Here is a 26,114-nt window from a genome sequence, read left to right on the forward strand (position 1 = left end):
TTCAGCAAATGCGATAAAAGCGCAATTCGACGCGGTCGGGATAACGCGCGCCGGTGCCGATGAACAGGCTTTCGTTCATCCAGCCGAGCGCGGGCGACGACGTTTCAAAGCGGGGATAGCTGCGAAAGTAGATGCGCGCCGGATCGACGGCTTCGCCGCGCGCCAGCCGCGCGATGTCCTCGGCGCTGCCCGTGCGGATGCCGGTGTTTTCGACATACACGCGCTCGCCTTCGGGCGTCTCGATCACATAGCGTGCGTGGATGTCCGTGAATGTGGCCGAGCGGATGATCTGGAAGTCCGCGCCGCCGGGCAGCACTTTGCCGGACAGACGCGGACCGTCGACCGTGCCGCCCGTGATCGGGATCACGCGGCGCCGGCCCTGCGGCGTATCGCCCACTTCCTGCGGCGCGCCCACGTCCACCACCACGGTGGTCACGTGTTCCAGCCGGGGCGCGTGGGGTTCGTTGATGGCATCGGCGCCGCTCATGGCTTTTCTCCGCGGGCAAGGCGCAGCGCGGCGGGGTCAAAACCCGCCAGCTGCTTGTAGCGCAGCGATACCGCCGCCAGCTCCTCGCCCGATATGACGTCGTTGATGTTCGCAAAGCCTTGCGGCGCGCGCTCTTCGGCCAACTGCATCACCTGTTCGGGGCCGTTCAAACGATTGCGCAGCACGATGCCGGCGGTGCGCGGCAGACGTTCGGCCTCGTACTCCAGCAGCGCGATCTCTGCTGAACGCGCCTTGCCCTGCACCGCCTGATCCAGCCAGTCGGCCAGGGAGCGCGCATCCAGGATCGCCTGGGCCGATCCGTTCGAGCCGATCGGATACATCGGATGCGCCGCGTCGCCCAGCAGCGTAAAGCGCCCGCGCGTCCAGCGCGGCAAGGGGTCGCGGTCCACCAGCGGGAATTCGTAGATCGCCTCGGCGCCGTCGATGATGGCAGGGATGTCGATCCAATCCCAGCGCCAATCGGCAAAGCGGTCCGCGAAGACGGACTTGTCGACCTTGCGGTTCCAGTCGGTGGCGGGCAGTTCCGCGCCGGGGATCGACAGCTCGGCGATCCAGTTGATGAGCGAACGGCCTTGTTTGCGCAGCGGTTCGGAGATCGGATAGCAGACGAATTTCTGGTCCTGGTGACCCGCCATGAACATGCTGCGCCCGTCCAGATACGGCGGCGCCTCGGTCACGGCGCGCCACAACATGCGCCCGGAAAAACGGGGCTCGTCCCCGACGGGATGAAGCTGACGGCGCAGTGCCGAGTGGATGCCATCGGCGCCCACCAGGATGTCGCCGTGCACGGCCTGCAGCACGTTGTCCGCGCGGCGGCGGAACTGCGCGTGCACGCCCGCCGCATCCTGGCTGGCCGATTCCAGCACCATGCCCGGCACGATGGCATTCGGGCCGAGCCGGTCGCGCACGGCCTGCGCCAGCAGCATCTGGAATTCGCCGCGATGCACCGAAAACTGCGGCAGCGGATAACCGGCCTCGAGGCCGCGCGGCTCGCGCCAGATCGGCTGGCCGAGCTTGTTGTAGTAGTGAAGCTGCGAGGTCTCGATGGCGCGTTCGGCCAACTGGGGCATGAGGCCCAATTGTTCGATCTCGCTGACCGCATGGGGCAGCAGATTGATGCCGACGCCCAATGGCCGCAATTCCTGCGCGCTTTCATAGATGCGGCAGCCGATGCCGCGCCGATGCAGCATCAGCGCAAGGGTCAGCCCGCCGATCCCGGCCCCGGCAATGACGATATGCATGTCTACTCCTGGTCTTATTTGTTATGCAACATAACAAAATAGCCACGCGTTTCGCACGAGGGATTTCCCGCAATCCGGTGGCGCGGCGGCGACGCGTGCATTAGTGTTGAGGCCCCGTTTCACGATCTGCCCCCGATGTCCAGAGCCTCCGCCCCACGCCCTCGCCGCCCTGCTGCCCGCGGCGAACACTTCGATCCGCATGTGCCCGGCATTCAGTACGGCGCGCTGGACGATCTGGTGGGCTACGCCATCCGCCGCGCGCAGATCCTGATCTACGAGGACTTCCTGGCCGCGCTGGCGCCGTGGGACATCACGCCGCAGCGTTATTCGGCACTGACGCTGATCGCCGCCAATGAAAACCTCAAGCTCACCGACCTGGCGCGCATCCTGGGCATTGCGCGCTCGGGCGCGGTGCAGATCGTCAACCAGTTGCAGGAACTGGGCTACGTGGAGCGCCAGGAAGCCGAACGCGACCGGCGCGCCTACGCGCTGGCCATGACGCCGGCCGGCCACACCGCGCTAGCCGCCATCACCGAGGCCGTGCAGGCGCACGACGCGCGCATCAGCGGCAAGCTCGGCGCGGCGGATCGGCGAAAACTGATCGGTCTGCTGGGCAAGCTGGGGTAGCGCGGCCCGCCGTCGCGCACCCATGGACAGGTAGCGCGGCTTCCCTCTCCGCGCTTCGCCGCATCGTGCGCGCCTTTTGCGCCCATGCGGGCATTCCCCTATTACTCCAGCCGCGTCAAAAAACTATCGTATTCGAGAATTATCAAATAAGAGAATTCTCGCTTCCGACAAAATGACTGCTGAAACCCTATACGACTTTGCCGTGGTCGGCGCCGGGATCGCCGGCGCCTCCGTGGCCTACCGCCTCAGCGCCTCGGCGTCCGTGGCAGTGCTGGAACGCGAGTCCCAACCCGGTTATCACTCCACCGGCCGCTCCGCAGCCATGTTCATGGAGACCTACGGCACCACGCAGATCAAGGCGCTTACGCGCGCCAGCCGCGCGTTCTACGAGCATCCGCCCGAAGGCTTCTGCGAGCATCCGCTGCTTAGCCCGCGCGGCGTGCTGTACATCGCAACGCCGGACCAGAAGGATCTGCTGCAGGAAGTGTTCGAAGACTTCCACCGCCAGTCGCCCAACGTCACGCTGATCGACGCCGCGCAAGCGGTGGCCCGCGTGTCCTGCCTGCGCGAAGACCAGCTCTGCGGCGCGATCGAGGAGCCCGACGCGCGCGACATCGACGTGCATGCCCTGCATCAGGGCTTTCTGCGCGGCATGAGCCGCCAGGGCGCGGTGCTGCACAACAATGCCGAGTTGACCGGCGCCGCGTTCGAGAACGATGTCTGGACGCTGACCCTGGCCGACGGGCGCCAGATCCGAGCGCGCGCCGTCGTCAACGCCGCGGGCGCGTGGGCCGACCACACGGCAACGCTGTGCGGGGCCGCCCCCGTCGGCCTGCAACCCTGCCGCCGTACCGCCTTTACCTTCAGCGGTCCGGACGACGTCGATTTTTCGCACTGGCCCGCCGTGGTCGGCGTAGACGAAAGCTATTACTTCAAGCCGGACGCCGGGCAGCTTCTGGGCTCGCCCGCCAATGCCGATCCGGTCGACGCGCACGACGTCGTGCCCGAAGAGCTGGATGTCGCAACCGGCATCTATCGCATCGAAACCGCCACGTCGCTGACCATCCGCCGCCCGAAGCACATCTGGGCCGGCCTGCGCTCGTTCGTGCGCGATGGCGATTTCGTGGTGGGCTGGGACGCGGCCACGCCGGCCTTCTTCTGGCTGGCCGCGCAAGGCGGCTACGGCATCCAGACCGCCGCAGCCACTTCCGAACTGGCGGCCGCGCTGCTGACGCGCCAGCCCCTACCCGATCACCTGCACGCGCACGGCGTCAATGCCGACGCCGTGCGGCCCGAGCGCTTGCGCTGATCCAGTCACCGATAACCGAGACCCCGACATGACCGCCATCACCCGATACCCCAGCAGCCTGCCCCTGCCCTTCTCGCGCGCCACTCAGGCGGGCGGCTTTTTGTTCCTGTCCGGGCAGATCCCGCTGGATGCCGACGGCCAGGTCGTGCGCGGCGATATCACCGCCCAGACGAATGCCGCCATCGAGCGCATCAAGGACACGCTCGCACTGGCCGGCGCCAGCCTGAAGGACGTGGTTCGCGTGACCGTGTGGTTGACCGATCTGGCGCTGTTCGCGCAGTTCAACGAGGCCTACCGCAGCCATTTCTCTTCCGATTTCCCCACGCGCTCCACCGTCGAGGCCAAGCTGGCCATGGACGTGGATGTCGAGATCGAAGTGCAGGCCTGGCTGGGCGACAGCCAGCCCAAGGGTCCCGCAGCCGCCTGACGCCGTATTCGTTCGATTGCATGTCACCGCCAGGCCCACGCCTGGCGGGGCGACACCTCCCAGCGCGCGCCCCGATGCCCGCGCCCTCAAAGCCCCTCTCTAGCGCGGAGCGTCATTCATGAAGATCTTTTCCGGGTCCCTGGCGACCGAGACGAACACCTTCTCCCCCATTCCGACCGGCCTGGCTTCCTACCGGGCGCGCGGCTACTTCCCCGCCGGCCAGCATCCGGACCGCATGCAGATGTTTTCGGGTCCGCTGTGGGCCGCGCGCCAGCGCGCCGCGGGCAAGGACTGGACGCTGATCGAAGGCTTGACCGCAGGCGCGACGCCGGCCGGCATCACCACCCGCCACGCCTACGAGACGCTGCGCGATGAGCTGCTGGACGACCTGCGCCGCGCGGGCAAGGTGGATATCGCACTCTTCGGCCTGCATGGCGCGATGGTCGCCGACGGCTACGACGACTGCGAAGGCGACCTGCTGCGCCGCGCGCGGGAGATCGTCGGCCCGGACGCCGTGATCGGCGCCGAACTCGATCCGCACTGTCACCTGACAGACGCGATGGTAGAGAGCGCCGACTTCCTGGTCTGTTTCAAGGAATACCCGCACACCGACATCCTGGAACGTGCGTTCGACCTGGTCGACCTGTGCGTGGCGCGCGCCGAGGGCCGCATCAACCCCACGCGTGCGGTCTACGACTGCGAAATGATCTCCATCATGCACACCAGCCGCGAGCCGATGCGCAGCTTCGTGGACCGCCTGCTCGCGATGGAAGGCAAGGAAGGCGTGCTGTCCGTGTCCATCGCGCACGGCTTCCCGTGGGGCGACACGCCGGACATGGGTTCGAAGGTGCTGGTCTATACCGACGGCGACGCCGCGCAGGCCGAGGCGCTGGCGCGCACGCTGGGCGAGGAGATCATCGGTTTCCGCGATCAGCTGGCGCCGCCTTACCCCGGCGCGGACGAAGCGCTGGACCAGGCGCTGGCGCACAAGGAATTCCCGGTGGTGCTGGCCGATTCGGCCGACAACGCCGGCGGCGGCGCGCCCAGCGATGCCACCTTCATCCTGGAACGCGTGCTGGCGCGCGGCATCACCGATGTCGCCACCGGCCCGTTCTGGGATCCGGTTGCCGTGCAACTGTGCTTCGAGGCCGGCGCAGGCGCGCAGATCAAGCTGCGCGTGGGCGGCAAGGTGGCGCCGGTGTCCGGCCAGCCGCTGGACCTGGATTGCGAGATCCTGGCGCTCAAGCGCGACGCCGTCATGACTGGTCTGGCCGGCACGCCTGCGCTGCTGGGCGACGTGGCCGTCGTGCGCACCGGCGGCGTCACCCTCGTCATGACCACCTCACGCACCCAGGCCATGGGCACCGACCTTTTCACGCAATTCGGCGTGGACCTGGCCGCGATGAAACTCGTCATCGTGAAGTCTTCGCAGCATTTCTATGCCTCGTATTCCAAGGTCGGCCGCCACGTCATCTACGTCGAAACGCCCGGCGCCATCACGAATGACCTCAACACGCTGCCGTTCGTGAAGCGCAAGCTGCCGAAATGGCCCTTCAAGGCCTGAGGCGGGGGCCGAGGACCAACCACCATTGCCGCCCATGACGGGCAGACCAGAACCAACAAGGGGAAATCCATGATCAGACGTTTCAGCCTGCTGGGAGCCGCCGCGCTCCTAGCCATGAGCGCCGCGACCGGTGCACTCGCCCAGACCAAGACGTTGCGCCTCGTGCCGCACGCCGACCTGAAGACGCTGGACCCGCTCTTCAACACCGCCTACATCACGCGCAACCACGGCTACATGGTGTTCGACACCCTGTTCGCGCAGGACAGCAAGGGCCAGGTCAAGCCGCAGATGGTGGATACCTGGACCACGTCCGAAGACGGCAAGACCTGGACCTTCACCCTGCGTCCCGGTCTGAAGTTCAACGACGGCACGCCGGTGACGGCCGAGGACTGCATTGCGTCGATCCAGCGCTGGGCAAAGAAGGACACGCTGGGCCAGGCCATGATGGCGGCCGGCGCAGAATTTGCCGCCACCAACGAAAACACGTTCACGCTGACGCTGAAAGAGCCCTTCGGCCTCGTGCTGGACGCGCTGTCCAAGCCTTCGGGCATGCCGCCCTTCATCATGCCCAAGCGGCTGGCCGCCACTGATCCGAACACCCAGGTCACCGAAATGGTCGGCTCGGGTCCGTTCCTCTTCAAGCGCGATGAATGGGTGCCCGGCAACAAGGTCGTCTATGTGAAGAACCCGTCCTACGTGCCGCGATCCGAAGCGCCTGACGGCCTGGCGGGCGGCAAGAACGTGAAGGTGGACCGCGTGGAATGGGTCTACATCCCCGATGGAAACACGTCGACGGCCGCGCTGATGAACGGCGAGGTCGACATGATCGAACAGGTCACGCCCGACTTCCTGCCGGTGCTGGAATCCAACCCGGACATCACGCTGAGCACGTCGGTGGCCTCGCAAGGCATGGTGATCCTGAATTCGCTGCATCCGCCGTTCAACAACCCGCTCGCGCGCCAGGCGGTGTACTACCTGGTCAGCCAGAAGGAAATGCTGACCGCGATGGGCTACCCGGACAAGTACCGGGTGGACTACTGCGCCACCATGTACATCTGCGGTTCGCCCCTGGCCACGGACGCGGGCGCCGCGCCCTACGCCAAGACCGATCCCGCACGCGCCAAGCAACTGCTGCAGGAAGCCGGCTACAAGGGCGAGAAGGTGGTGCTGCTGTACCCCACCGATCACCTGAGCGCCCCGGCCGTCATGGTGCTGGCGCAGAACCTGAAGAAGGCTGGCGTGAACGTGGACCTGCAGTCGATGGACTGGGCCTCGCTGGCCGGCCGCCGCCTGAAGAAGGATCCGCCCGCTCAAGGCGGCTGGAACATCTTCCTGACCTGGGGCGGTTATTTCGACGCCAGCACGCCGGTCACCAACCCGTGGCTATCCGCCGCCTGCGGCAACAGCCTGCCGGGCTGGCCGTGCGACAAGGAACTGGACACCCTGCGCACCAGCTGGATCCGCGAGAACGACGCCGCCAAACGCAAGGACCTTGCCGCGCAGATCCAGGCGCGCGCCTACCAGACGGTGCCCTACGTGATGTGGGGCGAGTTCAAGCCTGTCTTCGCGGTGCGCGGCTTGAAGCAGACCGATCTGATCAAGTCCGGCATTCCGGTGATGTGGAACATCGAGAAACCGTAAGGCAGACGCCGGGCGCCGTGCGCGCCCGGCCGCAAGCCGGGGGGAATCCAGCGTGAAATTCATCCTGCGCCGCATCGCGGCCGTCATACCCGTCATGGCCGTCGTGGCCGTCGTGGTGTTCCTGCTGATACACCTGTCGCCGGGCGATCCCGCGGCGGTCATCGCAGGCGACAACGCCACCGCCGACGACGTCGAAAAAATCCGGCAGAACCTGGGGCTGGACAAGCCGCTCCTGCAGCAGTTCGTCATCTGGATCAGCCATATCGCCGTCGGCGACCTGGGCACCTCGATGTCCACGCAGATGCCCGTGTCGCAGCTCATCGCCCAGCGCATGGGCCCCACGATCTCGATCGCGCTCTTCACGATGCTGTTTGCCGTGCTGGCCGCGATTCCGCTGGGCGTGCTGGCCGCGTGGAACGCCGGCAAGTGGCTGGACAGGCTGGTCATGGTGGGCGCGGTCTGTGCGTTCTCGGTGCCGGTGTTCCTGATCGGCTACAGCCTGGTGTACGGATTTTCCATCAAGCTCGGCTGGCTGCCGGTGCAGGGCTACAAACCGCTGGCCGATGGCCTTGTGCCTTACCTGCGCCACCTGGTGCTGCCCTGTCTGTCGCTGGGCCTGGTGTACATGGCGCTGCTGACGCGCATGACACGCGCCACCATGCTGGAGGCCCTGTCCGAAGACTACATCCGCACCGCGCGCGCCAAGGGCCTGTCATCCGGTCCCATCGTCTGGCACGCGCTCAAGAACGCCGCCAATCCGATCGTCACGACCATCGGTGTGGGCGTGGCGCTGCTGATCGGCGGCGTCGTCGTGACCGAGACCGTGTTTGCGATCCCCGGCCTGGGCCGCCTGACCATCGACGCCGTGCTGCGCCACGACTATCCGGTCATCCAGGGCGTGCTGCTGGTGGCCTCGGGCATCTACGTGCTGATCAACCTGCTGGTCGACCTGAGCTACCGGCTCTTCGATCCCCGCATCCGCTATTGAGAAGAGGCCACGCATGAACACGACCACCCTGCCCCTTCCCGCCGCGCGGCCGCGCCTGCGGCGCGCGTTCCGGTCTATACGCCGCCATCCCATGCTGTACGCCGGCGGCGCGATCCTCATCATCCTCGCGGCCATCGCGCTGGCCGCGCCGTGGCTGGCCACCGTGGACCCGCAGGAGATCAATCCGCTGGCGCGCATGAAGCCGCCCTCGGCCGAACACCTGTTCGGCACCGACGCGCTGGGCCGCGACGTCTATTCGCGCACTGTCTGGGGCGCCCGCATCTCGCTGCTGGTCGGCATCGTGGTCGCTGTCGTCTCCACCGCCGCTGGCGTGGTGCTGGGCATGATGGCAGGCTACTTCCGCCGCATCGACGCCGTCATCATGCGCATCATGGACGGCCTGATGGCCATCCCCGGCGTGCTGCTGGCGATTGCGCTGATGGCCACGCTGAAGGGCGGGCTGGGCACCGTCATCATCGCCATCGTCATTCCCGAAGTGCCGCGCGTCGTGCGGCTGGTGCGCGCGCTGGTCCTGACCATCCGCGAGCAGCCCTACATCGAGGCCGCCGTCTCGGTCGGCACGCGGGTGCCGTCGATCCTGATGCGCCACATCCTGCCCAACCTGTTTGCGCCGCTGATGGTGCAGGCCACGTTCATCGCGGCCTCCGCCATCCTGACCGAAGCCGTGCTGAGCTTCCTTGGCGTGGGCATTCCGCCGCACATCCCGAGCTGGGGCAACATCATGGCCGAAGGCCGCAACTTCGTGGCCGTGGCGTTCCACATCATCCTGTATCCGGGCCTCTTTCTGGGCGCGGCCGTCCTGGCCGTCAATCTGGTCGGCGACGGGCTGCGCGACATGCTCGATCCCCGCCTGGCCAAGAAGCTGTAGGAGCGCACATGCAGCCCCATCCCGTCCTGCGCGTGCAAGACCTCACCACCTGTTTCGACGGCGACGACACGACCGTGCTGGCCGTCGACAAGCTCTCGTTCGACCTCCTGCCCGGCGAAACCCTGGGCCTGGTGGGCGAATCGGGCTGCGGCAAGAGCGTCACGTCGCTGTCCATCATGCGGCTGCTGCGCGCCCCCGGCCGCGTCGCCACCGGCAGCATCGAATTCGACGGCAGCGATCTCCTGGCCCTGCCCGAGAAATCGATGCGCGCCATTCGCGGCAACAAGATCTCGATGATCTTCCAGGAGCCCATGACCTCCTTGAACCCCGTGATCACGGTGGGCAAGCAGATCAGCGAATCGCTCATGCTGCACCAGGGCCTGTCGCGGCGCGAGGCGCTGACGCAGGCCGAGGCGCTGCTGGACCTGGTGCAGATCTCCGACCCGGCGCGCCGCGTGCGCGAGTATCCCTACCAGCTCTCGGGCGGCATGCGCCAGCGCGCCATGATCGCCATGGCGCTGGCCTGTCAGCCCAAGGTGCTGATCGCTGACGAACCCACCACGGCGCTGGACGTCACCATCCAGGCGCAGATCCTGCACCTGTTGCGAGACATCCAGGCGCGGCTTGGCACGGCCATCGTGCTGATCACGCACGACCTGGGCGTGGTCGCGCAGATGTGCCAGCGCGTCATCGTCATGTATGCCGGCCGCAAGGTCGAGGAAGGCAGCGTGGACGACGTGCTGGACCGCCCGCAGCATCCGTACACCCAGGCGCTGATCCGTTCGCTGCCCGACTTCGTCGACGGCCAGGACCACACTGCCCGGCTTGCCGAGCTGCCCGGCATCGTCCCCGTCAGGACGCCCGTGTCGCGCGGCTGCGCCTTTGCCGCGCGTTGCCCCGAGGCCCTGCCACGCTGCACCGAGGAAGCGCCGTCCGCCACCGACGCCGGCGCGCGCCACCGCGTCTGGTGCTGGGCCCGCCAGGACGCCCCCGCGCCCGCCGCCCTGACTGCCTGAGACGCATGAGATCCGCCATGAATCTGCACGACATTCCCCTCGCGTCTTCCGCGCCCGCGGCCACCGCGGTGCCCATGCTGGAAGTCATCGGCTTGAAGAAGCACTTTCCTGTGGACAGCGGGCGCGGCGCCAAGGTGCTGCGCGCCGTCGACGGCATCTCGCTATCGGTGCCGCGCGGCCAGACGCTCAGCCTGGTCGGCGAGTCCGGCTGCGGCAAGTCCACGACGGGCAAGTGCCTGATCCGCCTGACCGATCCGACCGAAGGCCGCATCCTGCTGGAAGGCGAAGACCTCGCCAAGATGAACAGCAGTCAGCTGCGCGCCATGCGCCGCCGCATGCAGTTCATTTTCCAGGATCCGTTCTCGTCGATGAACCCGCGCATGCGGGTGCGCGACATCATCGGCGAGCCGCTGCGCAACTTCGGACACGGCCGCGAGGCCATTCGCGAGCGCGTGGCGCAGCTGCTGGCGCGCGTCAGCCTGCGGCCCGACGCGGCCGACAAGTATCCGCACGAGTTCTCGGGCGGCCAGCGCCAGCGCATCGTGATCGCGCGCGCCCTCGCGCTGGACCCTGGCCTCATCGTGTGCGACGAGCCGGTGTCAGCGCTGGACGTGTCGGTGCAGGCGCAGGTCATCAACCTGCTGATGGACCTGCAGCGCGACCTGGGCCTGACCTACGTGTTCATCTCGCACGATCTGAGCGTCGTGCGCCACATCAGCCACCGCGTGGCCGTGATGTACCTGGGCAAGATCGTCGAGATCGGCACGCGCGACGCGATCTTTGACCGCCCGGCGCATCCGTACACCCGCGCGCTGCTGGCCGCCGTGCCGTCCGCGCGCCAGGGAGAACGCAATCCGGTCGAGGTCCTGAAGGGGGAAATCCCCAGCCCGCTGTCGCCTCCATCCGGCTGCGCGTTCCGCACGCGCTGTCCGATGGCGCAGCCGCGCTGCGCCGAAGAAACGCCCCAGCCCCGCCAGGTCGCCGCCGAACAGCAGGTCGCCTGCCACTTTGCCTGATCCCCGCATTGCCTGATCCATCCAGCCGGAGAACCGCATGTCCCAGCCCGACGCCACCCCGTTTGACTACATCCTCACCGGCGGCACCGTCATCGACGGCACCAACGCCCCCGGCCAGCGCGCCGACGTGGGCGTGCGCGGCGACCGCATTGCCGCCGTGGGCGACCTGTCCGGCAGCGCCGCGCAACGCCGCATCGACGTGACGGGCAAAGTGGTGGCGCCCGGCTTCATCGACTCGCACACCCACGACGACAACTACCTGCTCAAGCGCCGCGACATGACGCCCAAGATCTCGCAGGGCGTCACCACCGTCGTCACGGGCAACTGCGGCATCAGCCTGGCGCCGCTGGCCCACGCCCATGCCAGCCCGCCCGCGCCGCTGGACCTGCTGGACGAAGGCGGCTCGTATCGCTTCGAACGTTTCTCCGATTACCTGAACGCGCTGCGCGCCACGCCCGCCGCCGTCAACGCCGCCTGCATGGTCGGCCACTCCACGCTGCGCGCGGCCGTCATGCCCGACCTGCAGCGCGCCGCCACGCCGGATGAAGTGCAGGCCATGCAGACGCTGGCCGACGACGCGCTGGCCAGCGGCGCCATCGGCATCTCCACCGGCACGTTCTACCCGCCAGCCGCCCAGGCCACCACCGAGGAAATCATCGAAGTCTGCCGCCCGCTCAACACGCACGGCGGCATCTACGCCACCCACATGCGCGACGAGGGCGAACACATCGTGGAGGCACTGGAAGAAACCTTCCGCATCGGCCGCGAACTGGACGTGCCGGTTGTAATCTCGCATCACAAGGTCATGGGCCAGCCCAACTTCGGCCGCTCCGCCGAGACGCTGCCGCTGATCGAGGCCGCGATGGCCAAGCAGGACGTCTCGCTGGACGCCTATCCCTATGTAGCCGGCTCCACCATGCTCAAGCAGGACCGCGTCCTGCTGGCAGGCCGCACCATCATCACCTGGTGCAAGCCTCTTCCCGAACTCAGCGGGCGCGACCTGGACGAGGTCGCCGCCGAGCGCGGCAAGTCCAAATTCGACGTGGTGCCCGAGCTGCAACCGGCCGGCGCCATCTACTTCATGATGGACGAGCCCGACGTGCAGCGCATTTTGAAGTTCGGCCCCACCATGATCGGCTCGGATGGCCTTCCCCACGATGAGCGTCCGCACCCGCGCCTGTGGGGCACCTTCCCGCGCGTGCTGGGCCATTACTCCCGCGACCTGGGCCTCTTCCCGCTGGAAACCGCGGTCTGGAAAATGACCGGCCTGACCGCCGCCAAGTTCGGCCTGGCCGAACGCGGGCAGGTGCAGCCAGGCTACTTTGCCGACCTCGTGGTCTTCGATCCGGCCACGGTGGCCGACGCCGCCACCTTCGAACGCCCCACCGAACGCGCGGCCGGCATTCACTCGGTCTACGTGAATGGCGCGCCCGTGTGGGAGGACCAGGCCTTCACCGGGCAGCACGCCGGCCGCGTCCTGGCGCGGAGCGCCGTTGGGATCGCCGCTCCGGGCAACGCCGGGAGCGCCGCATGACCGCCCGCAAGCTCCACCTTGCCGTCGCGCAGCTGGGCCCCGTCCAGCGCAGCGACACCCGGGTCCAGGTCGTTCGCCGGCTGATCGACCTGCTGGAAGACGCCCACAGCCGCGGCGCGGCGTGGGTGACGTTTCCGGAGCTGGCGCTGACCACGTTCTTTCCGCGCTGGTCCATCGACGATCCCGCCGAGGTGCAGGCGTTCTTCGAAACCGAAATGCCGGGCCCCCTGACCCGCCCCCTGTTCGACGCGGCGCGCGACAAGGGCGTCGGCTTCTATCTGGGCTACGCCGAGCTGGCGGACGGCGTGCAGTACAACACCAGCATCCTGGTCGGGCGCGACGGGCAGATCGTGGGCAAGTACCGCAAGATCCATATCCCCGGCGACGCGCAGGCCGTCGACGGAGCGCCCCTGCAGCACCTGGAGAAGAAGTATTTCGCGGTCGGCGACCTGGGGTTTCCCGTCTGGCAGACCCCGGACGCCGCCATCGGCATGTGCATCTGCAACGACCGGCGCTGGCCCGAGACGTTCCGCGTCATGGGACTGCAAGGCGTGGAGGTCGTCATGGCCGGGTACAACACGCCCTCCGGCTACGTGCAATGGAACGAGCCGATCCACCTGCGCATGCACCACCACCTGCTGTCGCTGCAGGCCGGCGCCTACCAGAACGCCTGCTGGGTGGCCGCCGCCGCCAAGGCCGGCGTCGAGGAAGGCAACCCCATGATCGGCGGATCCTGCATCGTCGCGCCCACCGGCGAAATCATGGTGCGCACGTTCTCCGAGGAGGACGAAGTCATCAACTTCGTCTGCGACCTGTCGGTGTCGGATCACTACCGCGCCAACATCTTCAACTTCGCCGCCCACCGCCGGCCCGAGCACTACCGGATGATCGTCGAACGCACCGGCGCCCAGCCTCCCGCCTGACCCGGCCCACCCCGTACAATCCGGCTACACGCGGCGGGGCTTGCGGGCCCTGCCCCTGCCCTCAACCCTATAAGCCAGACCGCTACATGGCCCCAACCGGCAACACATCCCCGCCCGAAATCGTGGGCAAGGAAGAAATGGGCGCCCGCCTGCGCGCCGAGCGCAAGGCCAGGAAGATGACCTTGCAGGCACTATCCAAGGCCAGCGGCATCGCGGTGTCGACGCTATCGAAGGCCGAACTCGGCCAGATCGCCCTCAGTTACGAAAAATTCGCCGCGCTGGCCCGCGCGCTCGACATCGACATGACCCGCATGTTCATGCTGCGCGACGCCGCGCAGGCCGCGGTCGCCCCCACCTTCGTCAAGAACCGGCTCAGCGACGCCCGCGACTACATCACCGAGAACTATCACTACCGCCTGCTGATGGGCGAATACCCCGGCAAGAAGATGCTGCCGATGGTCGCCATGATCGATTCGCGCAAGGTCGTGGAGTTTGAAGACTATATCCGCCACCCGGGCCAGGAGTTCGTCGTGGTCCTGTCGGGCAAGGTCCGCATCCAGTTCGAAAACGGCGACAGCGTCGTGCTGAACCGGCTGGAATCGGCGTACTTCGACAGCAGCATCGGCCACGTTTATCTGTCGCTGAGCAGAAAGCCGGCCGAGGTGCTGGCCGTGTGCAGCGATATGGAGGATGTGCCGGAGCGGTTGAAGGGGGCGTAATGATGTGGCGCCGCGCCAACTGCTTACTTGGCTGAAGCGGCGCCTTGGGATGACCCAGCTGAATCCGTTGCGGGCGAGAGCATCCTGGACGCCTCTCGTGACAGATCCACTCCTTTTCCATCTGGCTTGGACCTCGTCCAGGCGTACGAGCCCACGCGTGACTGATCGGAGAGGCAGGCCGCCACCGCGTGCGTACCGCTCAAGTCCACGATGTTGATCCGCAGCCGCGGCTTGTCCCGGGAGAGCTGCACAGCCGTTGCACAGATATCCTGGCCGCATTCGTCCGCGCCGGCCAGGAACAGGAATATCAGGGCATCGCGCTTGACGCCATCGACGGTCGCTGCCGCGATCTTCAATCCGTCGGTCAACGCCGCCTTGCCCTCGTTCTGCGTGGATTTCAGAGCCTGCAGGAGTTCCGCTCGGTTCGCCGATGGGAAAGCGCCCTGACTGTGTGGCATTCCACACTGCATTGCTGGGAACGTGACGAGACGCGTATCGGTGACGTCCGGCAATCGGTCGACGATCCGTCGAATCTCATCGTGGCCAATGACCCGGCGTTCAGGCCCGCCGATCTTTTCCGGCGCTGCCTTCATACGCGCTGCCGTTTCCAGCACGAACACCAGTTCCGTGGGCCATTCCGGCGTGCGATCCGGCTCTGCTTTGGGCTCAGGGCTGAGTGCAGGCAAAGCTGGGCCGCTCGGCGATGCCGGCTGCCGGTACCACCACCATGCGCCAGCCAGGAGCAGCGCGAGCAACAGCGCCCCTCCCACCGCAAGCCAGCGCCAGAGAGCGAAGGACGGCGCCGGCGCGCCGCCCGCAGCCGGAAGCGTGGGCGCCGCATCCTGCAGGCGAATCAGCAGGCGCCCGTCCACGCCATACAGCTTGTCCAGATCGGGCGGAACCCGCAGCGCCTCTATCTGCTGCGCCTGGTGCTCCATCCCGCGCGCTCGCATGGCCTCTGCCAGGCCACCAAGGGTGGCGACATGCGCATCATAGGCGCGAAGCAGCGCCTGCTGGGCGTCCTCAGACAGGGCGGCATACTGCGTCACCGCCCCCTGCTGGGAAGTCCACCACTCGAGCACCCCGTCCGCGCCAATCCGGGGCACGGCGTACGTCGCCGCCACGCCCGGCGCGAAATGCTTGCGGATCAACTCGATCAGCTCGCCGTAGGTGCCGGACAGCGACGCCTCCGACATGTTCCCTCGCGGGTGCCGCAAGAAGCGTTGCATGGATAGTCTCGAAGTTTGGGCTTACGGAGGCGTCAAGGAACGAGGCCCATGCTCTTTTGCAGCCTGAGCACTTCGGCCTGCTTGGCCTTGATCTGCGCTTCCAGGGCGGCATCCGAAACATTGACGTTGATGGGCGTCTTCAGTGCCCGTTCCGACTGTGCCAGTTGCCGCTTGAGCTCCTCGCTGTTCTTGGACTTGGCCCGCGCCTGATCCAGCAACTTCTGGACCGATGCTGACAGCGCGTTACGCGCCTTGGTCTTTTCCGCCAAGGACTTGCCAATTGACGCCCGCTGCGCCTCCAGATCGGCTAGCACCTGCCTGGCTTGCGCATTTTCGGCTTGAGCCGCCCGTATGTCGTCTTCGCGCTGTGCCACGTGTTTGCCATAGCCTCCGCCCACGTCGCAGTTCATTTTGGTGATGAAACCGGCGTTCGTGTTCGATGGATCACAATCGGCTGCCGTCGTTGCGCAACCGGCCAGAACGAACAGCGCCACGATCGGAGCAAGCTGCGCAACTCGCGTCATCAAGCGCTTCATGCCTTTTGCTCCCCGAGATCGATGGCGCCGCGCAAGGCAAAGTAGCTATCCGCCTCTTTGTTGAGCTTCGCAATCTTGTTCTCGAGCACGGCCAATTCCTTTTGCATTTCCTTGGTGTCCTTCGCGCTGCCGCCAGTTTGCTCGCCAGCCTGCCGGTATTGATCTGCGACGCCCTTCATCCGATCGATGTCGCTCTTGATGAGGCCGATGTTGGCGTCGATCTGCGCAAGATCTTTTCGAGCGGCGGTCTGGTCTGCGGACTTGGTCGCAATCTCGGCTTGCAACTGGACAAGCTTCTTCTTGTCGTCGGCCATCACTGCCACGATGGAGTTGCTGCGGTCCTGGACTTTTTGCGTATCGGTCTTGATGTCGTCGCCCATCGCCTTGAGCTGATCCGAGGTGTTCTTGTACTGACTGCGGCGGACGTCCAGATAGTAATTTGCGCCCATTCCCACGCCGCAGGCCGCAACGGCGCCGACGACGGCAGCCGTTGCCTTGTTCTTGCCTCCGGCCAGCAACCCTACCGCCAATCCCGCAGCTGCGCCCATCATGCAGGCCTGCAGACCAGACTGGCTGAAAAACTTGGCATCACTGCCCTGCGTCAGACGCGGGTCGGGCTTCACGCCATTGTTGAGGAAGGAGCTGCCCGTGCTGGCGCACCCACTAATCGCCAAAGAACAGACCATCATGAGAACGACCGGAATGCGATTCCACTTCCTTGCGGATAAAGCCATGAGAACTCCTTGATTGTTATTTGTTGACTGCCATGCACGAATCCAGCCACGCCGAGCGGTCGATCTTCTTATTGCTCAGGTATGCCTTCTGTTGCGACCAATATGTCGTCAAGTAGGGCCGCAACCCGTTAAGCTGCTTGTTCTGCTCGAACATCTTGTCCAGGACCGGCACCTGCTTGGTCAGGTTGTTGGCGCCGTACAGGGTGGCCGCGTCGACAAGGCTGCTGGCGTAGTACTGTGTGACGCCCTCGACCCGGCTCTCGTGGCTGGTAAGCAGTTTCTTGCGGCGTTCGCAAGTGGCGTCGGAATTGCCGTCCTCGCAATTGGACTTGTAGACACTGCGCAGCAGATTGCGGTGCTCGCCGTCATCCTTGAGCTTGGTGCACAGAAACGCGCCGAGGTTAAGACTCGCGCGAATTGCCTGGTCACGCGCCTCTTCCTGTTGCTGGTTGCTTGCGCGCAGCTTGCCTTCCAAGCCAGCCAGTTGATCCTTCAGTTTCTTATCCGTGACAGTGCCTGCCAACGCGTTCAATTCCTTGACTGCCGAAGCGCCCTTTTTGGTCGCGTCCGAAGAAACATGGCCGTCTCCCAGCTTGCTGTAGCTTTCTTCAAGCGCCTTGACGTGGTTCGCGCTGGTCATCTCGCGCGATGCGATCACCCATCGCAGGCCCACCGTCTTGTCCTTGATCTCGCCGTCCTCGTCGTAGAGATTCCCCTCGCGCCGCAGCGCGGCACGAAGCTCCGACTCCGGCTGCATGAAGTCTGAACCGCGAATGACGAAACTGCCGGCCGAGCCGTTCTGGCGATCGAACTTGTTGAGCCGGAATGCATCAAGCGTCATCTCTGACACGTTGCCCAGCATGTCGTGCAGTCCCAGCGGGTTCGGAAGAAGCACGCCAATCCGGTTGATCTTGCTGTTCGACGACTGCGTGCCGCCGAACCATTCATACTCCGTGATCTTCCCGTCGCGCATGGGATAACGCGGTTCAGCGAACTCCGCGGCATTGACGTTGATGCCGCCCCGGGCGGCAAACTCCCATTCGACCTCGGTGGGCAGGCGCACGAAGCCGGAGATCTTGTCTTCCTGAGGTAGCAACCCCTTGGCATGCTGCCGCAGCCAAATGTTGTAAAGATGGGCAGTCCGCATCGCGTCGAACCAGTTCGCCCCTGTAATGGGGAACCGGCCATCGCCAGCCTGTGGATCCGGACACTTGGTCGAATCGCCGTTGGCCAGCGTCGCCAGAGCGAGATACTGGCTGGTGGTCAGCTCATACTTGGCCATCAGGTAATAGCTGGATCGCGACTTCTTGTCTGCCGAGATTTCGGTGAAGCCGCCTGCGATGTACGCCGGCCTGCTCTTTTCGACAAAAGAGTAGGCTCCCCCTTCCTGGCCCACCTGAATGGGCAGGTCGGCCAGCGGCCCCCCCACCGGGACGACGATTTTTCGGAAGACGATGGCGCCATTGCACGGCAGCGGCAATTCAATGTCGCCAGCTTCCGGCTTGGGGTTATAGAAACGCGCATCCCACTTCGAGGGTGACGCCGGCGCATCCGCGGCAAGCGCCGCTTGGCTTGAGGGCCACGCCAGCAGGACAAGTGCGGCGCAACGGCCCAGCAGTTCAAATTTCACGCAAACTCTCCGCGGGTTGAATTCGTTTGGCGCTGGCCGCGCCGATCATCGACGCCAGCAGCGCTACGCCTAGGGCAAGCATGAACGCCATGCCGCCATGCAGCGGCGTGATCTGGCAGGCGAATTGGCCAGCCTCCCGGACGCCGCCCAACATGTCGTTGAACACCGCGCTTCCCGTGAAGTAAATGGCGAGACCTGCGCCCATCGCCACGACGGTCAAAGCGATTGCTTGCATCGCAAGCAGGACGGCGACGTCCCGGCTACCCAGTCCCAGCAGGCGCAGCGTCGAGATGTCGCGCCGCTTGCGCCGGACACTGGCCAGGAACGCCCCCACCAAGGCTGCCACGCAACCTGCAACCGCGGTGATGGAAATCACACCGAACACGGTCGTCAGAAGATGGTTGATGGCCTTGACGTTGCGTATGTCGGCCAGGCGGCTGCTGGTTTCGATGCGGCGGTCGTTCAAGCGCTTCTCCAGGCCTTCCACGGCGTCCAGGTCCTTCGCATACATGCGAGCACGCGCGAAACGCACCTTCGCGGCTTCCACGTCATTGCCGTCCGCAGCGCCCAAGGCGGCGACGGCGTAGCCGTCGCGGTACCACTCCATGTCTCGCAACAGGGCGGGTTGCACAAATGCGGCGGCACGCTCGTAGGCTGGACCCGGCAGCACGGCGAGGACGGTGAGTTCGACCACGGCGCGCTGATCCATGCCGTTCAGGCGACGCGCGATCTGCATGCGCAGTACATCTCCTGAAACGGCTTTCAAGCGCTGCGCGGCTTGTGCGCTGAAGATCACGCCGAAATGCGGCAAGGCGAGAACGTCCACGCCGCTCATCAGCGGATCGCCAGGGGCAGTGGGCAGGACTTCCACATTCTCCAGGAAGTTCGAGGCGCTACGGATGAAGTCCGCCTGTGTATTCAGGGAACGCGTCATACCCACCGTGAAGCCGACACCGGACTGGCCAGCTAGTTCGTCAATCCACGCCTGGTCATAGCTGCCGCTGGTGAGCATACGGATTTCCAGATTGCGCGGGTCACGCATCAACTCGTCCTGCATGGCGCTCACAACCCCATGCTTCAGCCCGAATAGGAGCAACAGTGGCGCGATCACCGCCACGAGCGTAGCGATCATGCAGAGCGACACCAATCGGTCATGCCAAAGGTCTCTGATTGCCAGCCGAGATATCTGCCAGGTGCGCATCAAAATGCCTCGCGCAGACCGAACACGCTCAAGCCTGGCTCCAACTCCGCCGTCAAGCAAGGCAGCCCAAACTGACGGACCAGGTCCCAATCGTGCGAGACGACCAGCGTAGCCATGCTTTCGTCGCGCGCCAGATCGAGGAAAAGCTGAAAGAGCTTGCGCGCGTTATCCGGATCCAGCGCAGACGTGGGCTCATCGGCCAACAGCACATCCGGGTCGTGCGAAAGTGCCCGCACCACCGCAACGCGCTGCCGCTCGCCAATGGACAATTGGGATGGCCGCTTATCAAGCAAGCCGTCAAGGGCGAGCAATTCGATTGCATGACGGACGCGCGAACTGTGCGCGGGCAGACCAAGAAGCTGGCGCGGCAGAAGGATGTTTTCCAGCACCGTCAGGTAAGGCAACAGCCCGCCGGTCTGCAGCACGAAGCCGATCCTGGACGCACGCACGGCCGCCAGCGCAGACTCGTCATCGCGCATCATCAACGCGGCCACGTCACGCTGGTCGCCAAGGGTGTAAGTTTGAATCTGCACGGGTGACAAGAGCAGGCCGATACCTTCCAGCAGCGTGCTCTTTCCGCATCCGCTGCCTCCCACGACCGCCATCACCTCGCCGCGCGCGAGGCGTAACCGCGGAAGCCGAACCTCGTAGGTGGAATCGCCCCGCCCTCGCTGCAACCGCAAATCGTCAATAGCCAGCATCATCCGACCGCTCAGGGCATCATTTCCAGAGGCACCGGGTAGACGAAATCACGTGGATCACTGTCTGGCGCAAGCGATACCCAGCGATCGACATCGGCGTTGTAGACCTGGTAGTGCCGAAGCTTGATGGACAAATTGCGGATGAACTTTTCTTGGGCCAAGCCGTCCCAGCTCTTCCAGGTCGCCTCGTCAAGATTCAGGACCTCGCTCTGGTAGGGCAGTCCCTCCAGGTACTCCGCCATGAATCCCATTTCCGCCAGCTTCTTGTCGGACTTCTGCAATTGATTGGGATCCGCGCCCATCGTGGCAGCGACATTGCGCAATTGGTTGAACATGTCGGTCGGCGAAATCAAGCCCTGATTCGCCGCGTCCACGATCGTCTTCATGATGTCGTTCAGGTCGCTCAATTGCCCTTTCGTCAACAACACGCGCACGTCGGTCGTCGGTACGGTCTGCTTGATCAGATCGCGATCGCTGATCCATGCCTCGAACACCGGAGGGGCCTTGGCGCCGATGCGTTCACCGAGATAAGCCAGCTTCATCGCATTGCCAATAAGATCCGCATCCTGCAGCATCTTTTCGTCAGCGTTGGCCGGCTTCTTGCCCGGGTCCGTAGCGTTGGCGGCGCTGCCGACAGCATCCTCGCCTTGATAGGCCGACTTCACCTGCTGCGTAATCGCCTCCGACAAGGCATCCACCTTCTTGCCGAATTCGTTCACATCTCCCGCATTCACCGGGTAGTACAGGGACAAGTTGCTGTTGCCGTACGTCGACAGGTTGCGATACTGCGCCTCGGCAGCTGCGTGGTTCTTGGAACCCGAAGGCGTCTTCAGGTGCAGCGTGTAGATGGCAACGCCAGGCTTGGCCGCCTCCAGGCGGACTTGGCTAGCGCTCATGCCCGTGGAGGACAACTTGTCGCCGCCATCGATCGCGCCGGCGTCGGTGATCAGGACGACATATCGCGCGCCATACGGACGCCAATCGATGCTGTTGATGGCGTCCATGACACCTGCGTACGAATCTTCATCAAACAGGCTGCTGGAGACCTTGGCCTGCCTCAATTCGGCCACCTTGGCCATGAAATCCGCGCCGTCCTTGATATTGTTCGGATCCGCGTAGATCTTGCTCACGTACTCCAGACCCGGCACGGCCTTGGTGCTGGAGCGGAAGGCCACCAGGCCGAACTTGACCTTGTCGCCCAGTTTCTCGGCCTCGACCTTTGCATAGACCTTGCGAATCGCCTCGCGCGTTCGCTCAATGTACGGATCCATGGAAATAGTGGAATCGATGACAAAGACCACCGCCGAACTGAATTCCTTGATCTGCTTCGTGCGTTCCTGCTCGGTCGATTGGTCCGGGCTCCCATTGGCCGCGGCCCCGGGGTCCGCCGCACTGACGGACGCCACGTTCAGCACGCGCACGCGCATGTTCTGTTCCGTCATCACCTCTTCGCCGCCAAGAATGGGCAGCAGATAGAAGTTCTTGGTCATATCGACGAACAGCTCAGGCTCCTGCGCCACCACGCCCGGAGCCTTGCCCGACGTTTTGAGTTGCTGTCGCGCGGGAGCGATCTTCTCGACAGGGTCGATTGCGTTGAGCACCGAATCGAGTGCCGAGCGGTCCTTGAAGAACAAGGTTCGATCCCGGCCAGCGGGGTTGGTGAAGGCCAGCGACATCTGCATCTTCCAGTCCACCGTGCAGGCTCGGTCAAGCCAGCCCAGCGTCTTGCCAAATGAATCTGGTCCCACTTGCGCCCAGCGTTTGCCTCCAACTTCCTGATCCGCATAAACGTAGAAACGGCTGAAGGTGGCTTGGACCGCACCGGGTTTTCCGTCGGGGGTCTCGTGCAGCTGGCAACCTGGCGTGGTCAGCACGCGCTGGTAAAGCGTCTTCTTGCCTTCCTGCAACAGCGGCGGTGCGGCGTGTACCGCGAAGGACATGCCGATCAGGCCGATCGCCAGAAAGATCTTCCTCATTTCGGCAGCTCCTTGAGGCGCGCTTGCGCTTGCGCGTTGTCCTTATCCTTTTCCAGCACCGCTTGGTACCAGTACGCAGCGGTCGCGGCATCCGCCTTGAAGCAGGCGTTTTCCTTGTAGCTCGCGGGGTCATACTCCCCTGCATAAGCCAGGGCTATCTGAGCGTCACCGGCCTGCGCGCGATTCGCATAGAGCCGCTGGGCGATCGAGCACTTGCCAGCGTCCCGCGCGGCCTGAATGATCGACAACATCGCGACGGGATCCTTGACGTCCCGCACGCAGTCCTGCACGAAGACCATTTCGGATGCAGTACCCAAGCTGTCTTTCGAGCAAGCGGCTGCAGAAGCGGCCGGCGCGGCCGCCGGAACGTCCGCCTTCGGCGCTGGCGCGGGCATGTCGCCCTTCTTGAGGAAGAACCAGACGGCCAGACCGGCCGCCACCAGAAGCGCCAGCACGGCAGCGACGATGGCAACCACCGGCTTGGATTTACGCGCTTCGGGCGGCGCAGGTTCAGGCTGGCCCATCGGCTCGGCTGGCTCGACTGTGGGCGGCAGGACGACCGGCTCGGACGGCGTTGGCTGCGGGGCGGCCGCGACATTGACAACTTCGGCCTGCGCGGGCGCTTCGCCCGCCGCGGTCGACGGCGTGACATCATTCGGAATGGGACGTACCGGATAGCGCGCCACGCTACCGTCAGGTTTGCGCGTTTCGATCTGGAACTGGGAATTGCGCTTGGCCTCAAGCATCGCGTCCACGATCGCAGGGCCGATCTCGATCACCAGCCGGCCGTCTCGCGCCTGACCATGGCCAAAGCGCAGCCACTGTTGTTCGCCGCCCCACGTCCCTTGTGCATCCAGGTGCGCCGGCGATGAGTTGCGCCGGACGCTCAGCTCGACTTCGACGGCGTCGCCGCTCCATCCTTCGATCTGCAGTTCGGCGTAACCCGCGCGCCGGCTCGGCAGCGGATTCAAAGAAATAAAAACAGCCATTTATCAACCTTTCCTGATGTCCGCAATGATGGCGCCCAGCGCCTCGTTCTGTTCATCGCTGATTTCCTGCCCGGCCGTGTAGCCTGCGTTCTTGACGATCATGTCGGTCAAGCAAGCAACCCAGTCCTTCAAGAACTCGCGCCCCTTACCCATTTCGTTCTTCTCGGGCAGGTCGGGCAGGCCGGTGGCGGCGTCAAGCGATGTGGTCTTTGCAAAGACCTTGCCGTTGGCCACCGACGCGCTGGCAGGCTTGTCGTCGTCGTTCATGCCGGGGTAACCCAGCCACGCAATGAAGTCGCGCAGCACCATTTGCACGCGCAGCACCTGGCTCATGACCATCTGATCGCGCTTGGAAGCGCTGTCCGAGCGCGCGAGCAGGCTGAGCAGCATCTGCTTGGGCAGGTTATGGCCGATGGCATTGTCCCGATAGGCGGCGTTGCGCAGCTCTTCGACGACAATCTCCAGAACATCCTGCGGAATGTTCTTGAGCATCGCGTGCTGGCGCGTTCGGGCGGGAATCTCGCTCAGATGGTTGAGCCACAGCTTGAACGCCGAATCGGCGAACCAGTGTTCGTAGGTATCAACGAGCACATCCGCAGCGGCGCTGGCTGGCGCATCATCGCCGCCACCACTGCCGCTGTCCAGCAGGCTGGCAAACAGATCGTCTCCCGTGCTCGCGGGCGCCGCTTTCGCCTCGGCCTGAACCTGCCGCGCCTGCGGCACGTCCGCGCCGTTCAGATACAGGTTGCGGAGTGCTTCGCTCGGAATCTCCAGGGCGTGCATCAATTCCGACAGGATGAAATAGGCCTTGGGGTTCTCGGCGATGCCACGCAAGACGGGCGCGACCTTGTCAGCCAGTTCCCGCTTTTTCTTTCGTGCCGCTTCGACATCGCTGCCTTCACGGTAAAACAGGCCCACGCCAACATCGGCGATCGTGTGGTGCGCGTCCTCGACCTGGGAACGCAGCCGATCGAGCTTGAACCCGATGTCGCTGATCTGCGCGATGGCGCCTGCCATGCGTCCCATGCCGCCGTCGTCAAGCTGCATCATGGCGTCCCACGCCTCGCCCGCCTGCGGGAACCTGCTGCGCAGCGCATCGGCGTTGATGAAGCTCTCACGCATCCGGCTCAGTGCATCCCGCTTCTCAGGAGACACGGCGACTTCCCGATGGCCGTCTTTGGTCGTGAAGTCCGAGTAGGAAGGCGTGCGCACGAGGAACGTGTTGCTGAACGGCTTTCCGCCCTTCCAGTCACGCATGAAGTCGAGGCTTTCATAGATCTTGAACGCAATGTCGTTCAAGCCCTTCCACTCCTGGTGCCACTTGTCTTCCTTCTGCAGCATGTCCGTGACGCGAGCGTTGAACATGGTCACGGCCCACAACAAGCCCGACTTTTCGGCGCGATCACGGCCCGAATCGCCTTGCGTTCGCCTGACCCACCGATCGAGCACGGGCACTACCGCGCTCGTTTCGGGCTGCTTGTGCGCTGGCGTGCAAAGCACCAGGCCGTTCATTTCCTGATTTTCGGTGTACAGCTCGAACAGGTAGGCCACCTTGCCACGACGCAGCAGCTCGCCTACCGGATTGTTCGGAATTTCGCTCAAACGGGCCTTGTCGTATCGGCCCCGGTAGCCGGGAAAATCCAGCAGGTCGACCGTTTCCAGGCTGCGTTCCCGCGGCGGGTTCACCAGCGGAAAAACCAGCTCCGTTGTCAGGGCAGCCAGATTCGAGCGCCGAATGCTGACCGGCTCGCCCAATGCCCCCCCCTTCACCGCGCGCACTTTGATGGTTGCGCCGTCGCCGCCGCCGATCTGGTCCAGCATCGTGACGTTCATGATGCTGGGAGGACCGTCGCTGTGATCCTGCACGGCATCGAGCGGAATATGCGCGACGTCGGCATTGCCGATGGCGCGAAGGCTTTCGGCCATTTGCGCGTAAACCTTCGTCAGCTCCCTTTCCTCGCCCCACAACAGAGAGAAGAACTCCGCGCGGTCGGCGGGAGACAACCGAGGCGCCAGAGCGACGGCCTGCGGCCAATAGCCGCTTTTAAGGTCGCCTTCCAGCGCTTGGACGTGGTTGCCGAACGAATCGGACACATAGTCCCACAGGGACACGACGTCGTCAGCGCTTACGCCGGGCTGAGGCTCATGCAATACCCGATCGGCGAACCGCTCAAGGATGGACTTGATGCCATTGCCATTGATCTTGTATTCGACCTTTCCTTGGTCGAAGTCCTTGAACCATGCGTTGGCCAGAATTTTGGCGAGATCGATTTCCCGGAAGAGGCGCACTTCGATGGGATAGGCCGCATCCTGGATGGCAGGTTTGGTCCGCGTGAACCTGGTCACCAGTCCTGTCGCCTCGCTACCGCCGCCGGAAGGATTCACCGACGTCAAGAAGTCGACGCGTTGACCGCCGTACTCCGTTTCCAGGCGGCCGTCTTCGCTCGCCGCCAGGGTGGAAATCAGATACGACTTTCCCGCCTGGGATAAGCCGAAGAACCCGATGGCCATGGGGTGGCCCGCCGCACGCTCGAGGCTGCGCGCCTTGTTGCTGGTCCGGCGCAAGCCGTGGATCAAGGCATCGGCCTTGTCGTCGAGCCGCTTGGAGTTGCCGCGCACGGCGTCTATCCATGCAATTGCACGGCCCGCGCCGCGATGAATCGCACGCCATTGGTTCGCAATTTTTTCCTGAGATTCGCTCATGTCGCAATCAATC

The 26,114-nt window shown here is 64.8% G+C and carries 23 protein-coding genes; 12 read left to right on the top strand and 11 right to left on the bottom strand.

Annotated elements, in window-relative coordinates; translation table 11 throughout:
* Position 1: 1 nt before the first annotated feature.
* Together HV681_RS10715 and HV681_RS10720 are read right to left on the bottom strand one after the other, a co-directional pair.
* Positions 2–487, bottom strand: a complete 486-nt coding sequence (locus HV681_RS10715) for a DUF3237 domain-containing protein (protein ID WP_175123070.1) — start codon at positions 485–487, stop codon at positions 2–4.
* Positions 484–1,749, bottom strand: coding sequence for a flavin-dependent oxidoreductase (locus HV681_RS10720; RefSeq protein WP_175123071.1), 1,266 nt, complete (start codon positions 1,747–1,749; stop codon positions 484–486). Before HV681_RS10720 ends, HV681_RS10715 begins: the two co-directional genes overlap by 4 nt.
* Before the next feature lie 135 nt (positions 1,750–1,884).
* On the opposite strand from HV681_RS10720, the gene HV681_RS10725 reads away from it, so the two are divergent.
* From HV681_RS10725 to HV681_RS10780, 12 genes are all read left to right on the top strand, one after another.
* Positions 1,885–2,376 (top strand): MarR family winged helix-turn-helix transcriptional regulator, encoded by a 492-nt coding sequence (locus HV681_RS10725; protein ID WP_175123072.1) that lies wholly within the window; start codon positions 1,885–1,887, stop codon positions 2,374–2,376.
* 172 nt (positions 2,377–2,548) lie between these two features.
* Complete coding sequence (locus tag HV681_RS10730) at positions 2,549–3,685, top strand: NAD(P)/FAD-dependent oxidoreductase (RefSeq protein WP_175123073.1); 1,137 nt, start codon at positions 2,549–2,551, stop codon at positions 3,683–3,685.
* A 28-nt stretch (positions 3,686–3,713) separates the two neighbouring features.
* The gene (locus tag HV681_RS10735) at positions 3,714–4,112 is read left to right on the top strand and encodes a RidA family protein (RefSeq protein WP_175123074.1); all 399 of its coding nucleotides are present in this window, start codon (positions 3,714–3,716) and stop codon (positions 4,110–4,112) included.
* Positions 4,113–4,230: 118 nt separating this feature from the next.
* The gene (locus HV681_RS10740) at positions 4,231–5,676 is read left to right on the top strand and encodes a M81 family metallopeptidase (RefSeq protein WP_175123075.1); all 1,446 of its coding nucleotides are present in this window, start codon (positions 4,231–4,233) and stop codon (positions 5,674–5,676) included.
* Between the two features lie 69 nt (positions 5,677–5,745).
* A complete protein-coding gene (locus HV681_RS10745; RefSeq protein ID WP_175123076.1) occupies positions 5,746–7,317 on the top strand; it encodes an ABC transporter substrate-binding protein in 1,572 nt (523 codons plus the stop codon).
* Positions 7,318–7,369: 52 nt separating this feature from the next.
* A complete protein-coding gene (locus HV681_RS10750; protein ID WP_175123077.1) occupies positions 7,370–8,305 on the top strand; it encodes an ABC transporter permease in 936 nt (311 codons plus the stop codon).
* A gap of 13 nt (positions 8,306–8,318) precedes the next feature.
* Positions 8,319–9,194: an ABC transporter permease gene (locus HV681_RS10755; RefSeq protein WP_175123078.1), complete on the top strand. Its 876-nt coding sequence runs from the start codon at positions 8,319–8,321 to the stop codon at positions 9,192–9,194.
* A gap of 8 nt (positions 9,195–9,202) precedes the next feature.
* Positions 9,203–10,210 carry an ABC transporter ATP-binding protein gene (locus tag HV681_RS10760; protein ID WP_175123079.1) on the top strand — a complete coding sequence of 336 codons (1,008 nt, stop codon included), beginning with the start codon at positions 9,203–9,205 and terminating at the stop codon, positions 10,208–10,210.
* A 17-nt stretch (positions 10,211–10,227) separates the two neighbouring features.
* A complete protein-coding gene (locus HV681_RS10765; protein WP_175123080.1) occupies positions 10,228–11,226 on the top strand; it encodes an ABC transporter ATP-binding protein in 999 nt (332 codons plus the stop codon).
* A gap of 37 nt (positions 11,227–11,263) precedes the next feature.
* Complete coding sequence (locus HV681_RS10770) at positions 11,264–12,760, top strand: N-acyl-D-amino-acid deacylase family protein (protein WP_175123081.1); 1,497 nt, start codon at positions 11,264–11,266, stop codon at positions 12,758–12,760.
* On the top strand, positions 12,757–13,683 hold the full coding sequence (locus tag HV681_RS10775) for an N-carbamoyl-D-amino-acid hydrolase (protein WP_175123082.1): 927 nt from the start codon (positions 12,757–12,759) through the stop codon (positions 13,681–13,683). Before HV681_RS10770 ends, HV681_RS10775 begins: the two co-directional genes overlap by 4 nt.
* A gap of 86 nt (positions 13,684–13,769) precedes the next feature.
* The gene (locus HV681_RS10780) at positions 13,770–14,402 is read left to right on the top strand and encodes a helix-turn-helix domain-containing protein (RefSeq protein ID WP_063954138.1); all 633 of its coding nucleotides are present in this window, start codon (positions 13,770–13,772) and stop codon (positions 14,400–14,402) included.
* A 23-nt stretch (positions 14,403–14,425) separates the two neighbouring features.
* Here the strand turns inward: HV681_RS10780 and HV681_RS10785 are convergent, their stop codons facing one another.
* The 9 genes from HV681_RS10785 to HV681_RS10825 form a co-directional block, all read right to left on the bottom strand.
* Positions 14,426–15,631 (bottom strand): vWA domain-containing protein, encoded by a 1,206-nt coding sequence (locus tag HV681_RS10785; RefSeq protein WP_175123083.1) that lies wholly within the window; start codon positions 15,629–15,631, stop codon positions 14,426–14,428.
* A gap of 32 nt (positions 15,632–15,663) precedes the next feature.
* Positions 15,664–16,167, bottom strand: a complete 504-nt coding sequence (locus HV681_RS10790) for a hypothetical protein (RefSeq protein ID WP_175123084.1) — start codon at positions 16,165–16,167, stop codon at positions 15,664–15,666.
* Complete coding sequence (locus HV681_RS10795) at positions 16,164–16,901, bottom strand: hypothetical protein (protein ID WP_175123085.1); 738 nt, start codon at positions 16,899–16,901, stop codon at positions 16,164–16,166. Before HV681_RS10795 ends, HV681_RS10790 begins: the two co-directional genes overlap by 4 nt.
* 16 nt (positions 16,902–16,917) lie before the next feature.
* On the bottom strand, positions 16,918–18,531 hold the full coding sequence (locus tag HV681_RS10800) for a formylglycine-generating enzyme family protein (RefSeq protein ID WP_217467844.1): 1,614 nt from the start codon (positions 18,529–18,531) through the stop codon (positions 16,918–16,920).
* Complete coding sequence (locus tag HV681_RS10805) at positions 18,521–19,663, bottom strand: ABC transporter permease (protein ID WP_254594162.1); 1,143 nt, start codon at positions 19,661–19,663, stop codon at positions 18,521–18,523. Before HV681_RS10805 ends, HV681_RS10800 begins: the two co-directional genes overlap by 11 nt.
* Positions 19,664–19,731: 68 nt before the next feature.
* Positions 19,732–20,436 carry an ABC transporter ATP-binding protein gene (locus tag HV681_RS10810; RefSeq protein ID WP_254594161.1) on the bottom strand — a complete coding sequence of 235 codons (705 nt, stop codon included), beginning with the start codon at positions 20,434–20,436 and terminating at the stop codon, positions 19,732–19,734.
* A gap of 8 nt (positions 20,437–20,444) precedes the next feature.
* The gene (locus tag HV681_RS10815; RefSeq protein ID WP_254594160.1) at positions 20,445–22,340 is read right to left on the bottom strand and encodes a vWA domain-containing protein; all 1,896 of its coding nucleotides are present in this window, start codon (positions 22,338–22,340) and stop codon (positions 20,445–20,447) included.
* A 65-nt stretch (positions 22,341–22,405) separates the two neighbouring features.
* Positions 22,406–23,398 carry a hypothetical protein gene (locus HV681_RS10820; protein WP_175123087.1) on the bottom strand — a complete coding sequence of 331 codons (993 nt, stop codon included), beginning with the start codon at positions 23,396–23,398 and terminating at the stop codon, positions 22,406–22,408.
* Positions 23,399–23,401: 3 nt separating this feature from the next.
* Positions 23,402–26,101, bottom strand: coding sequence for a virulence factor SrfC family protein (locus tag HV681_RS10825; protein WP_175123088.1), 2,700 nt, complete (start codon positions 26,099–26,101; stop codon positions 23,402–23,404).
* Positions 26,102–26,114: the final 13 nt, after the last annotated feature.

It is taken from the genome of Achromobacter animicus (assembly GCF_902859585.1).
Taxonomy (GTDB): Bacteria; Pseudomonadota; Gammaproteobacteria; order Burkholderiales; family Burkholderiaceae_B; genus Achromobacter; species Achromobacter animicus.

Excerpts from the sequence above, each read along its gene's own strand:
- HV681_RS10765 (WP_175123080.1), top strand. The coding sequence starts at position 10,228 with ATGAATCTGCACGACATTCCCCTCGCGTCTTCCGCGCCCGCGGCCACC.
- HV681_RS10795 (WP_175123085.1), bottom strand. The coding sequence starts at position 16,901 with ATGGCTTTATCCGCAAGGAAGTGGAATCGCATTCCGGTCGTTCTCATG.
- HV681_RS10785 (WP_175123083.1), bottom strand. The coding sequence starts at position 15,631 with ATGCAACGCTTCTTGCGGCACCCGCGAGGGAACATGTCGGAGGCGTCG.
- HV681_RS10805 (WP_254594162.1), bottom strand. The coding sequence starts at position 19,663 with ATGATCGCTACGCTCGTGGCGGTGATCGCGCCACTGTTGCTCCTATTC.
- HV681_RS10780 (WP_063954138.1), top strand. The coding sequence starts at position 13,770 with ATGGCCCCAACCGGCAACACATCCCCGCCCGAAATCGTGGGCAAGGAA.
- HV681_RS10810 (WP_254594161.1), bottom strand. The coding sequence starts at position 20,436 with ATGATGCTGGCTATTGACGATTTGCGGTTGCAGCGAGGGCGGGGCGAT.
- HV681_RS10740 (WP_175123075.1), top strand. The coding sequence starts at position 4,231 with ATGAAGATCTTTTCCGGGTCCCTGGCGACCGAGACGAACACCTTCTCC.
- HV681_RS10715 (WP_175123070.1), bottom strand. The coding sequence starts at position 487 with ATGAGCGGCGCCGATGCCATCAACGAACCCCACGCGCCCCGGCTGGAA.
- HV681_RS10820 (WP_175123087.1), bottom strand. The coding sequence starts at position 23,398 with ATGGCTGTTTTTATTTCTTTGAATCCGCTGCCGAGCCGGCGCGCGGGT.
- HV681_RS10755 (WP_175123078.1), top strand. The coding sequence starts at position 8,319 with ATGAACACGACCACCCTGCCCCTTCCCGCCGCGCGGCCGCGCCTGCGG.
- HV681_RS10735 (WP_175123074.1), top strand. The coding sequence starts at position 3,714 with ATGACCGCCATCACCCGATACCCCAGCAGCCTGCCCCTGCCCTTCTCG.
- HV681_RS10725 (WP_175123072.1), top strand. The coding sequence starts at position 1,885 with ATGTCCAGAGCCTCCGCCCCACGCCCTCGCCGCCCTGCTGCCCGCGGC.
- HV681_RS10770 (WP_175123081.1), top strand. The coding sequence starts at position 11,264 with ATGTCCCAGCCCGACGCCACCCCGTTTGACTACATCCTCACCGGCGGC.
- HV681_RS10790 (WP_175123084.1), bottom strand. The coding sequence starts at position 16,167 with ATGAAGCGCTTGATGACGCGAGTTGCGCAGCTTGCTCCGATCGTGGCG.
- HV681_RS10825 (WP_175123088.1), bottom strand. The coding sequence starts at position 26,101 with ATGAGCGAATCTCAGGAAAAAATTGCGAACCAATGGCGTGCGATTCAT.
- HV681_RS10760 (WP_175123079.1), top strand. The coding sequence starts at position 9,203 with ATGCAGCCCCATCCCGTCCTGCGCGTGCAAGACCTCACCACCTGTTTC.
- HV681_RS10775 (WP_175123082.1), top strand. The coding sequence starts at position 12,757 with ATGACCGCCCGCAAGCTCCACCTTGCCGTCGCGCAGCTGGGCCCCGTC.
- HV681_RS10745 (WP_175123076.1), top strand. The coding sequence starts at position 5,746 with ATGATCAGACGTTTCAGCCTGCTGGGAGCCGCCGCGCTCCTAGCCATG.
- HV681_RS10730 (WP_175123073.1), top strand. The coding sequence starts at position 2,549 with ATGACTGCTGAAACCCTATACGACTTTGCCGTGGTCGGCGCCGGGATC.
- HV681_RS10720 (WP_175123071.1), bottom strand. The coding sequence starts at position 1,749 with ATGCATATCGTCATTGCCGGGGCCGGGATCGGCGGGCTGACCCTTGCG.